11 protein-coding genes are annotated in these 15,371 nt (G+C 37.2%); 3 read left to right on the top strand and 8 right to left on the bottom strand.

Features of this window, described 5'->3' with window-relative positions:
• Window positions 1-24: 24 nt before the first annotated feature.
• From KV40_RS03865 to KV40_RS03850, 4 genes are read right to left on the bottom strand one after another with little or no spacing between them, the layout of a single operon-like run.
• A complete protein-coding gene (locus KV40_RS03865) occupies window positions 25-504 on the bottom strand; it encodes a hypothetical protein (RefSeq protein WP_036478246.1) in 480 nt (159 codons plus the stop codon).
• Between the two features lie 5 nt (window positions 505-509).
• The gene (locus KV40_RS03860; protein WP_036478245.1) at window positions 510-2,486 is read right to left on the bottom strand and encodes a hypothetical protein; all 1,977 of its coding nucleotides are present in this window, start codon (window positions 2,484-2,486) and stop codon (window positions 510-512) included.
• Window positions 2,487-2,493: 7 nt separating this feature from the next.
• On the bottom strand, window positions 2,494-2,685 hold the full coding sequence (locus tag KV40_RS03855) for a CxC ATPase DNA modification system associated small protein (RefSeq protein WP_036478244.1): 192 nt from the start codon (window positions 2,683-2,685) through the stop codon (window positions 2,494-2,496).
• Between the two features lie 2 nt (window positions 2,686-2,687).
• The gene (locus tag KV40_RS03850; RefSeq protein WP_052055328.1) at window positions 2,688-4,670 is read right to left on the bottom strand and encodes a DEAD/DEAH box helicase family protein; all 1,983 of its coding nucleotides are present in this window, start codon (window positions 4,668-4,670) and stop codon (window positions 2,688-2,690) included.
• Between the two features lie 277 nt (window positions 4,671-4,947).
• Here KV40_RS03850 and KV40_RS03845 point away from each other — a divergent pair, with 277 nt between their 5' ends.
• Window positions 4,948-5,409 carry a DUF2267 domain-containing protein gene (locus KV40_RS03845; protein WP_036478242.1) on the top strand — a complete coding sequence of 154 codons (462 nt, stop codon included), beginning with the start codon at window positions 4,948-4,950 and terminating at the stop codon, window positions 5,407-5,409.
• A gap of 748 nt (window positions 5,410-6,157) precedes the next feature.
• Window positions 6,158-8,692, top strand: a complete 2,535-nt coding sequence (locus KV40_RS03840; RefSeq protein WP_036478241.1) for a CRTAC1 family protein — start codon at window positions 6,158-6,160, stop codon at window positions 8,690-8,692.
• A 439-nt stretch (window positions 8,693-9,131) separates the two neighbouring features.
• Here KV40_RS03840 and KV40_RS33065 read toward each other — a convergent pair whose 3' ends face one another.
• Both KV40_RS33065 and KV40_RS03830 read right to left on the bottom strand, forming a co-directional pair.
• On the bottom strand, window positions 9,132-10,646 hold the full coding sequence (locus tag KV40_RS33065; protein ID WP_036478240.1) for a GIY-YIG nuclease family protein: 1,515 nt from the start codon (window positions 10,644-10,646) through the stop codon (window positions 9,132-9,134).
• 149 nt (window positions 10,647-10,795) lie between these two features.
• A complete protein-coding gene (locus KV40_RS03830; RefSeq protein ID WP_253274159.1) occupies window positions 10,796-12,661 on the bottom strand; it encodes a hypothetical protein in 1,866 nt (621 codons plus the stop codon).
• Between the two features lie 153 nt (window positions 12,662-12,814).
• Here KV40_RS03830 and KV40_RS03825 point away from each other — a divergent pair, with 153 nt between their 5' ends.
• Window positions 12,815-13,180 carry a hypothetical protein gene (locus tag KV40_RS03825; RefSeq protein ID WP_036478278.1) on the top strand — a complete coding sequence of 122 codons (366 nt, stop codon included), beginning with the start codon at window positions 12,815-12,817 and terminating at the stop codon, window positions 13,178-13,180.
• Window positions 13,181-13,268: 88 nt separating this feature from the next.
• On the opposite strand, the gene KV40_RS03820 is transcribed toward KV40_RS03825, so the two are convergent.
• The gene (locus KV40_RS03820; protein WP_156113931.1) at window positions 13,269-14,168 is read right to left on the bottom strand and encodes an NAD(P)-dependent oxidoreductase; all 900 of its coding nucleotides are present in this window, start codon (window positions 14,166-14,168) and stop codon (window positions 13,269-13,271) included.
• A 183-nt stretch (window positions 14,169-14,351) separates the two neighbouring features.
• Window positions 14,352-15,344 (bottom strand): GTP 3',8-cyclase MoaA, encoded by a 993-nt coding sequence (moaA, locus tag KV40_RS03815; protein WP_072013767.1) that lies wholly within the window; start codon window positions 15,342-15,344, stop codon window positions 14,352-14,354.
• Window positions 15,345-15,371 lie beyond the last annotated feature (27 nt).

Here is a 15,371-nt window from a genome sequence, read left to right as displayed (position 1 = left end):
CTCAACTTAAATAACTAGGCAAAATTAATAATTTAGCGTATCTGGCTGTAGGACTTGAATCAAGCGATGGTACTTTCTAACAAAAGTTTCAAGTGACTGAGGACGTTCATCCATTCTTTCACAAAGTACGTCAAACCCTCCGTGTGCATATTCATTCATTCGCTTAATTCCTTCATTAGATAAGTATGGAGGAGAAGTAATAACTAATTCCGATATCTTACTGTACACAGATGTACGCTCTTTTAAATCTATTCCTATTCGAGAAAGTTCTGTGTTTATTAATAGACCTACTAGTAGCTCACCACGAGGACGAAAAACACCAGGAAAATCTCTAAACAATTCATCAACTTCATTTGAGGGAATATTTATGTTTCTACGTTTAGTAATAAATCCAGGTATCAAGCAAAAATAATAAAGATCGAAGAGAATAATAGTTTTCTGTTTGATGTCTCGGTCAAAAGCTTTAAACCATCTTTTTGCATCCTGTCGTAATTCAAATCCCAATTTGACTATATCTCCTGCTCTAAATCGAATTGTTCAAAAAACTCTTTTCCTTCAACCAATATTCCATTGCTTGTTTCAGTAACAAGACTGTCATCTTGGTTTTGCCAAAGATGCTTTGTTTGGGTAACTTTGCTAAATAGTGTAATGTAGTTAACTTCTCCATCTACTGTTTTATGCAAAGTATCAATAAATCCATTTCTCTCGCTTGAAATAGTGAAAGCAAAAAATTGATCGAATAAAGAAGGAATAAAGCCTGCTACTTCTCTTCTAACATTGAGATCGAGAGAAATAGCGGGACTATCAACAATAAAAGGTAACTTATAAGTACTTTGGTCAAAAATAGTTGCCAGGAAAGCATAAGCAACGGACAAAGTTTGACCTTCACTTCCTCTTTTACGGTTTCTTAGTCGAAGCGAATTTTGAATATCATCTAAAACGACAGGATTGCGAGTTAAAAGTTGAGATATACGTTGATTAGTTCCATCAATCATATATCTCCGTAGCTTTTCTCTAGCTTGTTTATGAGCCTGAGTTAATATCGCTTGGATTATTTTTGTTCTTTTAAGCAAATTTATCGTATTGCTTGCTTCTGCTACATCAGCCTCTGCTTGTTTTATTAATCTATCTAGTTCTTTTAAACATTTGGTGTCATCTTTAGGATTGCTTAGGGCAACTCTTTCTATTTCACTTAGTTGCTCTTCATAAGCTTGCAAATTTGATTTCAGCTTTTCTTTTTTATATTGTTTATCTTCTATTTCTGAGTCCCCCTGCTCTATACGGTGTTTTTCTATTGCGGATATTTCAGTACTTTTAGTATCTCGTAATCTAACAGAGTTTCCTAGCCGTTCTAGTTGTTCTTTTAGCTGTAAAGAAAATTTTTCTGTGTTTTTATTACAATATTTAGCAATATTAGACTTGATAATATTTAATGCTGCAACTTCGTCTTCCGCTAGATATTGACTTGCTCGTTCTCGAACTTTCTGACTCGATATTTCATCCATAGGACGACCGCAGACACATTTTGATGCACGAGCTAATTCATCAAAGAACTGCTGTGAAGTAGATGTGGGTAATTTTAAACTATCTAAATTATCTTTTAGATTTAAAAGCTCCAAGCCAAAGTTAGGAACTAGTTTTTGTGGATTACGCATTTCTTCAATACTTTGTTGCAGTTCAAAATTTACTGCTATCACTGCTCGCTCTAACTCTTCTTTTGTATTTTTAAGTTTTGCTCCCAAATTTTTATCTTTATTAAAAGCAGCCTCATATTCTTCTTCTGCTTTTTGAAGATCTATTTTTAATTGAGACCGAAGTAAATGTAATTCTTTTTGTTTAGCTTTTATCTCTTTTTTTCTTCGCTTCAAACCTTCTAACTTATTTCTTCTGCGATTTAATCCTTGTTCTGTAGTAGAAGTTGTGTTTGCCGAATGATTCTCCCAATTGATCTGAAACTGACTACTAACATCGTCAAATAAAGATAGTTGAAATAAAGCATCAATAGCATCACGAGCGCGGGTCTGTTTGTCATCTAGCAAGTTACGCGCCAACTCCCCATCAAAAATAAATAAACTAACAAATTCTATATTTAAAAACTTTTTGATAACAGATGGTGGAAAAAATCCATTTTGGATACCAGAATTATAAGTAGTTTTGTACTCTATCTTTTCTCGCTGGAAATCAAATCTGAGTTCAAATGTCAGTAGCTTGTCATTGAGCGATAATCTAACAATAAAAGAACCAGATTCAGCAAGATTAGTATTATTACGAAATTCTGCTATTTGCTCGGATGTCCATTTCTGCGCCGAACCAGATAAAGTAGCCCGCAAAAGTTGTAAGGTAGTGGTTTTTCCAGTTCCATTGGGCATTTGGATAAATGTTGCCTTGTACGGAATCTGAGTATTTGGAGGACATAAAGATATTTCGTGGTCTGGACAACGTAAATTAGAAGCCGACCATCCTAAAATATTAAGTTTAACAGTCATAATAATTTTAATGCTCGATATTTATCGCTTCTAAAATAACTTTTAAATAGTCCTTGATACTATCTTGATTGTTTAAATTTACCGTTCCATTAGATAATTCCTCCAGCAAATTAATAATTTTTCTGGCAACGCTTTCCGACTGATTATTTTGAGATACTGCTTCCATTACTGATTTTTTAACTTTTTCATCCAATGCCATAACTAATCAAATTCACAACGAATTTTTGATAAACCAGTCAACCACTCTTTACGAGCTTGGTCGCTATTTAATTCTGTCTTATTTTCGTCCTGATTGCGTACTAAATCAACTACGATAGCTTTTTTACGAGGATTATTCGGGTCTTTACGTAAACAACGCCCTATTCTCTGAATTGTTTTTAATTTAGCTCTGTCAGACGAAAACAAAATTACTGTCTGGAGAGATTGAATATCTATACCTTGAGAAAGTTTATCACAAGTAATTAAACAAGAAATTTTGCCATCTGCAAAATCAAGTAATTTTTGTTGATTTTCTTGAGAATAATAAGTATGGAAATTGTGAATATATTTGTGTATTATTGCAATTGCTTTGTCTCCATACCTCATTTCTTCCACAAAAATTATGCACTTTTCTAGTATCTCTAAGTTATTAACGATAAATTGCTCAAAATAAGGTAGTTTAGCTGTAGAAACTTTGTGAACTCTTGCTAAAGCATTCCAGAAATCTGTTTTTGACATGGGTTTACCAGCTTTCTTCTTTGCTTGCTGAGTTCTGTAAAGAGATTGTATTTTACTTTTGTCTTCATCGGAAGGTTCGTATTCTATTGGATAATAATCAAATTCACAAAGAATACCGCGACGAATAGCTTTTTCAAGACTAAACTTATAAATTACAGAACCAATATGTTCCTCAAGAAACTTTGTTCCTTCTAAATCGTATTCTCTTTCTGGTGTAGCACTCAATCCTAATCGATAACTGATTCCATCAGATAATCCTGATAAATCTTCAATCATTTGCGGACTACCAAAAGAATGAGCTTCATCATAAATAATTAATAAGCGTTTTCTAACAGGACAAGTCAAGATTCTCAATACGTTACGTAAAGACTTAGAAGAGACAATTAAAATGCTAAATTCAGGATCGAGTTCATACTCATCTTTCTCGTGGAATTCTTTATAGTGCTTTAATACTCTAAACTGAGGATTCAAATTACTGGCAACTTCATATAGTTGTTCTACCCACTGGTCTAATAAGTCAGTACCGATAGTAGTAATAATAATAGTGTTAACATCTCTTGAATTAACTAAGTGCTGCAAAATAGAAATTGCTGTACGAGTTTTACCTGTACCTGTTGCCATTTCCAAAATTCCACAACGATGTTTGAAAAAAATATTTTTTGCTTCTGTTTGATGTCGCCAGCGACTGTCTATCAGTTGAGTTTCAATTTCATATTGTTGTTTTCGGTTTTCCGATACTGATTTAGATTTAAACTTAGACTGAGATGTAAAATCTAGTTTTAACTCTGGCTTTTTGTTTGGACATAATTGTAATAAAGATTTTTTAGCAGCTTCAGGTAATTCAATCACATCTAAGTTATTCGTTTGATTATTCCATAACTTATTGAAATTACTTGCTTTACGTAAAGTTCTATTTTTGTCTTCTATTTTCCACGAACAAAAAACATCAATACATTCAAAATTAGCAATTAATGCAGTTGAACTTTCATTAGCCGAGCCTGTAAACGCAACAATGTTACCTTCAGTATCTTCAAAAACACCGAGTTTTTCGTGGTAGATGCCTTTTTGCCGAATATTAATAGGAACCGCAAGTTTAATATCGAGAAGTTGCTGACTTAATAACCAAGCAAGGCACGCCAAACGATCCTTGACTACTTCGTCAAATTCTTGCTCTAACTCTCTTTTGGTAACTGCTGCAATGATTTCTTCTCTTTGCTTGAGACCTTTGCTAATCGCTTCAATATCTTCATCAGATAGTTTAGGCGATGCAATCAACTGCATTTTTCCGCCTGCGTGAATCAAGGCTTTCAAGCCTTTACCAGCAATAGCCATTGAGGAGCTAGAAAAAAAACCGACTGCTCTTTTATAAACTATCGACTTTTCTAAACACGGAATATAAAAATTCTGTACTATCGAACAATCATTACTACGGTATTCATCTTGAATAGTTAGCTCATCTAAACCCAAATTAACCTCTTTATTAGAAATACGCTTTAATATCTATCATTCCCAAAAAATAATATAAAATTTTAGCAATTTTAGAGGTTTTAAAAAATTGTTTGACTATTTTTACTGCGATCGCTCTTTTTTATAACTAATAACTTTTATCTCCATCGCCAGCAAGAGGAAATTTTGTCATTAGTTGCTATTTGAAATTAAATTTAAAACTATAACTTTCTATCGAGTTTTTTTATTAAGAAAAGTAACTAAGCTTTATTTAGAAGCAACAAAGAAATTCTCACACATGACACAAGAACAAACTCAAGAAAAACAGCAAGCATTTTTAGATAAAGTTATTACTAACACTAGCTTGGAAACGGTCAACGAAGCACAGACAGCAACTAAAGTAACATTTCGGATTTTACGCGACTGTCTACCAAGAGAAGAAGTAGACAAGCTAGCGGATGAGTTGAGAGGCGAAGAAGCACCAAAGGCAGATATGGAAGTAAAAGACCTTTGGAAAGATCCCAATCCGATGGTAAGCTTTTTTAGCTACATCAGTCCCGCTCAAAACCTTAACATTTCCAAAGACGTTTTTCTACTACGTCTCAAGCAAGAAGGTGCGGTAAGACACGAAGCCGATGCCGAAACCGTTACTAAAGCAGTGTTTAAAGCGACTAAAGATGAGTTATCTCAAGAACAAGTAAGCAATGTTGCTAAGAGTATTACTGACAATGAGCTAAGTCAACTATGGCAACAGGCTTAAATTGTTTAATTTAAATATTTTTAGTTAGTTTACTAAAGCAATCGCGATCGCTCTTAACAATAAAGTTGGAGCGATCGCTTTTTGCATTAATAGTGTTATAGAGGTTCTTAAGCAAGTGAGGTACAAATTTATACTCGAAACAAATTGCTTAAACCCCTATTGTCTTTTACCTAATTAAATTGGAGTTTACTTTGTATGACCGAAAATTGCTATAGAGCGATCGCTTTAGGTTAGATAAAGCGATAAAGCTTCATGTCAACACTACCATATTAGAATTTTTTCGCGATGTAAAAACCGCATATTTTTAATCTTTTTCTATGCACATCGCAAATTTACAATTGACAAATTTATTTTAACCATTTAAAATCACCGCTAACCAGCAGTTATTAATAATTAGTTTCAGATGAAATAGAAAAAAAATAGCGCGTAAAAACAGTAAAAAGCAATACATTTATATCATTTTAATTTTTAGCGTCTAACGCTTAAAAAATTATTCAAATAGTTTGTGTGTCACTGTCGATCGATAAGTACACGCTTGTTTATCAATGAGCATTTAACATCGATCCTCTGTAGTGTTCAATGGTCAATGTTTACTGTTCATTATTTATTTAATCTTAAGAGCTATTTTTAATTTTTAAGTCAAAAAAATAGTATAGCCACGAAAATATTTATTAAATTTCAGCTTGTAAGCAAATTTTTTTCACATTTAGGATCGCGACAATATACTCAAAACATAGGATTCAGCAATATGGCTCAGGCTCGTTTTCAAGAAGTCACCGACATAGCAGGTATTTCCTATGTCGGTCAAAGTCATGGTGGTGCTTGGGGAGATGTTAATAACGATACTTTGCCCGATCTTTGGCTATCCAATCACTACAAACCCGATATTTTGTATTTAAATCAGGGTGATGGAACTTTTAGTGATGCTACTTCTAAAATACTTGTTAAAAAACAAGCTGGTGACACGCATGGGGCAGCATGGGCTGACTTTGATAATGATGGCGATCTGGATTTAGTACAGTTAATAGGAGCAGAGGGCGGTCAGGGAGTCGGTTCAAATCGACTGTACATCAATAATGGGCAACGACTAGTAGACCGAGCTAGCAAACTCGGAATCGATTATCCTTTAAATCGCGGACGAACTCCCCTGTGGCTAGACTACGATAATGATGGTCGGCTCGATTTGTTAGTAAACGGACAAGCAAGACCTGACGGACAGGCACCAACCACAATTTTTCGGCAGATCGACGGTAAGTTTGTAGATGTTGGTTCTACTACAGGTTTAGAAGTTGTCAATAGTTCCTATGCTTTACTGTCAGATCTTTCTAAGGACGACAATTTAGACCTTTTAATCCGAAAACGGATCTACGATTTAACTTCAAATCCTTTTGAAGATATATCTGTTGATGTATTACGCAATCTTTCAGGCTTTGTAGACGTAGCGAGTGCCGATCTTAATGGCGATCTGTTGTCAGATTTGTATATAGCACGCAATACTCTAACACCCTCAAGTCTGTATAAAGACAGTTCTAATGGTTTTAGAATGTGGCTAGCACCAGGAGATAAAAAAGATGGGGTGCAGTTTAAGACTACAGGAAACGTAACTTTCAAACTGCGTAGTTTTAGTGGGAATGGGTTTAATCCAACTAGTTTTCAATTTACTTTATCTCCAGAAAATCCCCAAATACCCAAGACTGTTCCTGGAATAGATATTAGCTATAACGATAACCTCAAGCGTTGGCGACTCTCGTTCTCTAAAACAAAAAATAAAGGCAATCTTACTGGTATTGTACGAACTACGGAGCCAATTTCTGGCTTGACTGCTTTTGGCTTCGATAATAATAGTTTGCCCGAAGAAGATATTCTGTTGCTTAATAGTAGTCAGGGTTTTAAATACCGAGAAATCTATGGTATTCCAACTGCTGCCAAAAGTGTAGTCACAGGGGATTTTGACAACGATATGGATGTAGACGTATATATCGTCACGTCAGAACCTGCGGGAAATCAACCCAATGTTTTTTATGAAAATCAAGGTGACGGAACTTTCAAACGAGATCCCAATGCTGCTGGTGCGGCTGGTTCTAAATTGGGTGTAGCAGGAGACGCGATGAGCGTTGATTATGACTCCGACGGTTTTCTCGACCTGTTTGTAAATAACGGTCAGTGGCCACCACTACTTTATAATGACGGTCCTGCTCAACTGTTTCAAAATCAAGGCAACAACAATCATTGGCTGGAAATCGATCTCGAAGGAGTAGAAACCAATCGCGATGGCATAGGAGCTAAAGTTTTTACTACTGCTGGTGGAGTTACTCAGCTTCGCGAACAGACGAGTGGAATGCATTTTCGTTCGCAAAATCATCAGCGAATCCATTTTGGACTTGGCGAAAACAAAATAGTAGATGAATTGGTCGTCAACTGGCCTAGTGGTATCGAGCAACGAATTAAAAACATTCCAGCCGACCAACTTATTAGAATAATCGAACCTTCAGGTTCATTCTCGTTGGGACAGCCTAACTACCAAGTTGGTAAAGAAGAAGGGGTTTTTCTCTGGCAAGATACTTTAGATGGTACCTATCATCTTCGGGTCAATGGAGATAATGTTGCTACAAACTTTGAAATTGACTTAATTGCTACTAAGGGATTGCTGAAAACAGCAAACGTTGAATTAGAGTCTAATGACAAACTAGAAGTAAATAAGTTTGGTTTTTCTTTAAATTCTCAGCTGCGCAATCGACAAGATGGTATAGATTTCCAGCTAAAACCAGGCGCAAAGGCTCTGTTTTCGGTAACCCAAAATGGTATTGCCAATCCGCGACAGCTTAATGTCGGTAGCGAAAGTTCGCGACTGGCACCAGCGGGATGGATTTTTAACTCTAATGAACTTACCCAGCGTCCCGCATTTGAGTCGGGCAAAGACCTCGGCTTATTTGTAGGTAAAGGAGCCAATTCAAAAACCATCGAGTTTCGCTCTAGCGGTGACGGTAACTTACACCAGAGCGCTCTCGCTGTTTTTGCCGCTAAAGATACCGCTAAATTTCTGCCAGTCGGACTAGACAACAGTGGTGAAGGAAGCGACAAGCTGATAAAAGCCAGTAATGGTTTAGAAATTCGAGGCTCTGTAGGCTATGGAAATGATGGACTCGATGTCATTACCTCAGAACCTGTCAAAATGGGACTTGCTTATCAGCAAGACAATCTAGTCCAGCCTCATTGGATTAATCCTAACCATGACTTTCTAGGATTTCCCAATGCCTATTGGCTCCCTTCAGCAATCGAATAGATTTTGCCAAAAAAATCGTACCAATTCACAAAAGTAGCAAGACAGATAATATATTTTTACTTAATAGGAAAAAACTCTAAAATTATTGCTCTTGGCTTCTGCATAAAGACAAATAATAAGTATCTTGTTATTTTCAAGAATTGATATTACTAAATGAAATGACTCAACTATTTTGAGTTTTAAGCTCGATTTTAGTGGCGCGATCGCAAATTTAATCCAAGCGATCGCGAGGAACTGTTGAAATATTTATTGAAGAATTTTACTGTGAATTGAAGCAACAATCGCTTTATGCGATCGCTTCTTTTTGTCATTTTAACGATAATACCCAAATTAGCTGTTTTGAAACCTGCCAGTGTTTCAGTTTTCCTCTCTATCTACCAGTTACCGCTAAAGATTGATGGTTTTATAAATTATTATGCTTGCTTAACTTAATTAAAAATTATTTTGTAATACTTTCTTTTTTTAATGCTAATTTTAAATTTGGTAAATTAGCTGTTTGCAATCTTCGTTTGATTTCTTCTTTGGCTGCTTCAAATGTATCGAACTTTGGATTTAAGCCAAAAGGAATCCAAGCACTATATTTCATTTCTTGTAGCTCGATCTTTACTTTTGCTGGTGTGAGGAATTTACGTGGCGAAACATAGGCTTTTTCTACGTAGCCTTCGCCATTATTTAACTTAGTAGCAGGTTTGGCAAAGTCTTGTAAATATTCTTCTACTAATAACCACGCTTGGCGATCGACACTAGCAAGCAGATAAACAGTATCGAATAAATTTGATGGTGCAACCTTTTGTTTGTGGTTTTCTAAAGTTTCATACACTGCAAGATAGGAAGAAACAAGCTTTCCACTAGCAGATTTTCTATATTTTTGAGCCTCGAAACCAAAACATTGGATAAATAATCCTATACGCCCTTGTCTAGACATAGTTATTATTCCGCTTCTACTGTATTTTTGTAAATCGATTCCTCTATTGATAAGTAATTTATCAATATCAGGCATTTCAGGACGACTGCCGACTCCTCTTTTTCTTGTTATGTAATCATTGCTGATTGTTGCTAACTTTTTATAAATTGCTTCTCGATCGATCGGTTCGTTAAAAACTAGTTTGATTAAATCTGAGGTGTAAGGAATTAATCTACCTACAAGAAGACTGTACCAGCTTTTGTTTTGTAGTTGCTGTTGAAATTGAGCTAAAGATTCTGGTGTCAGAGTTGCGATCGATTCTTGGGCTAATTTTGTTAAAAAATAGTCTTTTGCTATTTCTGTCTTTTCTGCCGTTTTCCACAAATCCAAACGAACTACTTCAACAGCGTAATTATTTACAAAGAGGCGATACGTGAAAGGACAGTAAGGTGAATATGATTGCCATCTATTTACATAGGCTTTACGACTGCCAAAGATACTTTTAAAGATCGCTTCTCTTTGTTCTATTGAATCTATTTTAAATTTGGTATCAAGTGCTTCTGTATTTATACAAATATGAATAGTATTCAATTCCAATACTTGTTTGTGCGCCATCCAATTATTGTTAATTTGAGATTCAATTTCTTTTCTTGGCGGTTCTACACCTAAAATAAAAGCAAAATCTGCGATCGCAACAAGGGTTTCTCTTAAAAGTGTTTCAGTCGGACGTACTTTTTTTGTTTTGACTGGACTTGTATTCAGATGAGGACTGTATTTCTCGATGCGTTGCTTTTCTACAGTATCTAATTGAGAGCGATCGACTCGCTCGTAGTAAATAGTAAATTTTTGCTGCTTGCGAGCTTCTAATTGATAAATGCGATGATGTGTTTTACCTTGCCAGCGTTTGTTAATGTTCGCAGCTTGCCCTATATACCAAACGTGGTTATTTTCATCGATTACATAATAAATTCCCGAATATTCTGGAAGTAGCTGCCTTAGCGATAGATCGACTTTTGGTAACTGTAAAATAGCTGAATCGGCGATCGACATGGGAAAATTTCTAATAATAAATACTTTTATAGCTTCAGTATTCCCATTATGATTTTGGTATTTGCATTTGGGTTAAAACTGTTAGGCGATCCGAAGGCTACGCGGAACGTAATCGCGCAACTTTATTTAATTACTCAAATAAGTCAAAATCATTTTTTGTAAGAGCGATCGTAAATATAGCCTAAATCTTTATTAGTTCCTAAAGTTTTACGCACTACATTTATCGTTCTACTTACCAGATAATTAGATTGCTTGGTAAGGGCTGCGGGCATATAATTAAAGCCCAACCTAAGTACATTGTCGATCGAGCTTACGATTCCTGCTAATAAGTTTTGATTTTCGCGAAAAAAACGCACTTCATAATCGACAAATATGGGCTGCCAACTGATTTCGCGATCGCCATAATACTGCTGATAACGGTTTATTAAGGTGGGTAAAGCATTGCGATGTTTTTCAATCTTGGCAATTGCTTCCTCTGAGTTTTGGGGAGCAAAATACCTTTTTACTACATAGCGAGCAAACTCACCCATGCTATCCCTTCGAGAAAAAGTCGAGAAATATAAATGAGAGTTAGATTGCTTTGCGGCATAACCAGAACCTAAATATAAGGTTGCCTGTCCGCCAACATAACTATCTACCCATCCTCCAGCTACACCCATTCGAGCATTTAGCAGTTTGTCTCCTTGATGCCAGAAGCGAGTGCCAGGTATCAGTTGAAACTGGGGTTGAGAATTCCAGTTTTTTTCGGCTTGCGGTTGATAAAAATAACTGACTCCTGCGGCTAGATTTATAGTCGATCCTTCGAGCAAAGGGGATAAACGGTAAATTCCTGGAGCCATCATTTCTGGCTCTCTGGCTGCGTGTCGCATCATAGTGTAATAATCAGGTACGACACAAATGACATATTGCCCAACGTAAGGAGCATTTTGGCGAACCTGTGCTTGATAGAAAGGCGATTCAATAATTGTTTTTGCTGTTGCTTCATTAGCAAATACAAAGGGGACTAAAGTTTCGGCAGGTGGAGCTTGCGATCGCATTTTCTTGTAGTCTACCGTTGATTTGGTAAAGGCTAGTTCGGCATAAGTTAAGGCTAAAATTCCATCAGCAGGTTTTTTTGCTAAAGCCTGACGCACGGGATGTTGGAGGTTATCTCGAAAATCGTCTCGATCTTTTTGTCTTTGCTTTCTCTGATAGTTTGCCTTTTGGTAAAGTCGATCTAAAATAGCTTGGGATTGCTGCCAGATGTCAAAAGTAACCTGACGGTATTCATCGCGAATTTCTTTATTTTGGGCGGCAATTTCTAATTCTTTTAAGGTTTGATAGCGAACAAATCGATCTAACTTGTTGACTTGCTCTACATCTGTCTGGGAAATATGCTGCGCCAACATAACTCTAGTACCAAAGTCTAGCATTATTCTTTCCTGGCTAAATTTTGCTTTCCACCAGGGAGGATCTGGTACAGAATTACCGTCAATAGTGGTATAAAAATCAACTACTTCAGGGCGAAAATCCGCAGCTAATGCCATATACAACAGAGAATCAGCTAAAATTTCTGCTTCTTGTTTAGTAATATTTTGGGGATTAAAACCCAATCGATTGAATAATTGTTTATTTTGTAATAAAGAGCCATAGGTAGCCACAAAAGCACCACCAGAACTAGCTCCCGAAACACAGGCGACGTTCAATCTAGCATCATTAGCAACCTTGTTAGCTGCGTTTCTAACTATTTCTGCTGCCCAAGCAAAAGTAGAAGCCCAATTGTAACCATTTCCCGAAGCAGAAAGACAGACAATTTCTGCTGCTGCATCAACTCTTTCTGCTACTTTAGTTTCATGAGCCTCTAAGGAGCGAACGGAAGCATTTACCGCTACTAAACTCGCAACCCATAAAAGTTTAATTGAAGCCTTTTGCAATACTTTCCATCCAGGCATTTTAGTTAAAGAATAAAGTTTATTGCCCAAATTTGTACGAGCAATCGTAGAAACTGCTTGAGGACAAGATTGCAAATCTGACATAGTAGGCTGGTAAAAATTGACTAATTAAGACTGCTAAAGAACAGAATACTATAACTTTGTAAAGCCTAAATTGTAATAACTGAAGCGTATTGAGAAGGGCTAAACTAAAGCATAAGCCAAATGACGTTAAGTTGACGGTTAAAGATAGTGAGTCTGTTTAAGAAGTTGCGTAGTGGAGCATTGATAGGCATTGGTTATATGCTGTCTCCCCTCTCTTGGTGGAACGATCTATTTTTTAATCTGCCGATCGCTTTAGTATTTGGTTATGGTGTCACTTGGATCGCTCCAAATTGGTTTTTACCTGGAACTATTGTTGGTTACTGGCTCTCAAACGTTCTGGGTATAGTGATGATGCAGTTTGGCGCGATAGATATGTTTTGGACTGAAAAGCAACAGAACGTGAAACGAGATTTATTAATAGGATTGGGTGGTGCAACCCTTTACACCCTTATTGTTTCTGCTTTGGTTTATTTCGATGTTTTAAAGATGCCCGATTTTCTAACAGATTTACATCCTTAAATATTAAGCATTTATCATTTAACATTTATTGTCTGTAATGTTCAATGGTTAATGTTCATTGTTCATTGATAAGGCAATCGCTTTATTTTTACTTAGACTCAATCCGAGCTAAATAGGCGCGAATCATAGCTTGTGTTCCCTGTTCGCCGCCTTGTCCGTTATCCATTTCTTTGACTATTTTAAACAGGCGATCGGCTAACTCGGTTCCAGAAAGATCGCGATTTTCTAAAGATTGATTGATGCTTTGCACTAATCGCAAATCTTTAAGAATGTGCTTGATGGCAAACCCAGGAGCATAATCACCGTCAATTATTTTTTCTCCCAAATTAGATAAAGCCCAGGAACCAGCCGCTCCCGTACCGCAAACATCTACAACTAGATTGGGATCGATACCCTGTTGTTTAGCCATCTCCATTGCTTCACAAATACCTACCATATAAACGGCGCAGAGAATCTGATTGCACATTTTAACCGCCTGTCCGCTACCAATATCGCCACAGAGAGTAATATTTTTTCCCATTGCTTCTAAGTACGGCAAACATTCTTCAAAGTCAGCTTCGGCACCTCCTATCATAATTGTCAGCGTACCTTGCTGTGCTCCCGTGTCGCCTCCAGAAACTGGTGCATCCATAAATCTAAGCTGCTGTTGCTGTAATTTCGCGCCAATTTGTTTTGCTGCTTCGCTGCCGATGGTACTCATATCTATCACCAAAGTATTAGGTTGGGCAAACTGCACCACTCCTTTATCTCCTAGCAACACTTCTTCGACATCGGGAACATCTCCAACGCAGGAAAATACTATTTCAGCCGTTGTTACTGCCTCTTGTAACGACTCAACTACAGTTGCACCTCCTTCAGCAGCTAATTTGACTCCAGGGCGATCGCTGGTTCGATTCCAGGCTCTAACCTCATAACCACGACGCGCCAAATTAGCCGCCATCGCTCCACCCATTAATCCCAATCCCAAAAATGCTATTTGTTTGCCCATGATTTACTATCTTGACTACTAACTGCCGTCTGCGGTCTTTCCAAAAAAACGGTAACAACACGATCGCATTTTGACTCAAACTCGCCAGATAGTAAATCGCGTTATTCGATAAATTAGAGCGAAAAGCGATTGCTAGTAAAATAAGTATGCACTTACTATTTTCTACTTCCTACTAACGATTTATCACCCGCCAATCTGCGACATAGTACGAGTATAAACTCCTGCATCCGTACCAGAATCTCTTTGTTTGAAGTTAACTTCTGGTTTGATTGCCAGTAGCTGTTTTACCTGTTGTTGCAATTCGATCGCGCTCATTCCTTTACGCAACATAGTTTTAAGATCGATTTGCCCCTGTTCGTTTAATAGACAGGGACGCAGCCAACCATCTGCCGAGAGGCGAATGCGATTGCAGCGATCGCAAAAACATTCAGACATCTGAGAAATAAAGCCGATAGTTCCTTTGGCACCAGGAATTTGAAACACGTCCGCAGGTCCATTACCGTTGACTTGAGATGCTTCTAGCCCCCAGCGTTGCCGAATTGTCTGCCGCAACTCCTCAGAATCAATCCAGGCGCGATCGCCAAACAGTTCGGGATTGCCGATGGGCATAAACTCAATAAAGCGAACGTGCCAATGGCGATCGAGGGTTAAAGCAGCTAGATCGAGAACTTCGCGATCGTTTACCCCAGGAATCACCACTACGTTTAATTTTAAAGGATCGAACCCTACCCGATGCGCTGCTAATATACCTTGCCAGGTTTGCTGCCAACGACTGCGCCCGCGATTGCCAATGATTTTGTCAAAAGTTTCGGGATTTAAAGAATCGAGGCTAATATTGATTCGATTTAAACCAGCATCGTATAGTTCTCCTGCGAGATTGGCAAGTAAAAAAGCATTGGTAGTCATTGCCAAATCTTTTGTTTGCGGCTGTCGGGCAATATCTCTTACTATATCTACTATTCCAGGACGTAGTAATGGTTCTCCTCCCGTCAGACGAAACTTGGTAAAGCCTACGGGGATAAACACATCTTTGACTAAAGTAGCTATTTCTTTATTGGTCAGTAATTCTCCACCGAGAAGATAATTGAGTTTGGCACCTTCTGGCATACAATATTGACAGCGAAAATTACACTTATCGATGACGCTAATTCTTAGATAGTCAATTATATTAGACATTTATATTTGTATATGTTTCCTGGTATT

This window comes from Myxosarcina sp. GI1 (genome assembly GCF_000756305.1).
In the GTDB taxonomy this organism is placed as follows: Bacteria; Cyanobacteriota; Cyanobacteriia; order Cyanobacteriales; family Xenococcaceae; genus Myxosarcina.
Note: the sequence above shows the minus strand (reverse complement) of the source record. Positions and strands in the feature narration are given on the sequence as shown.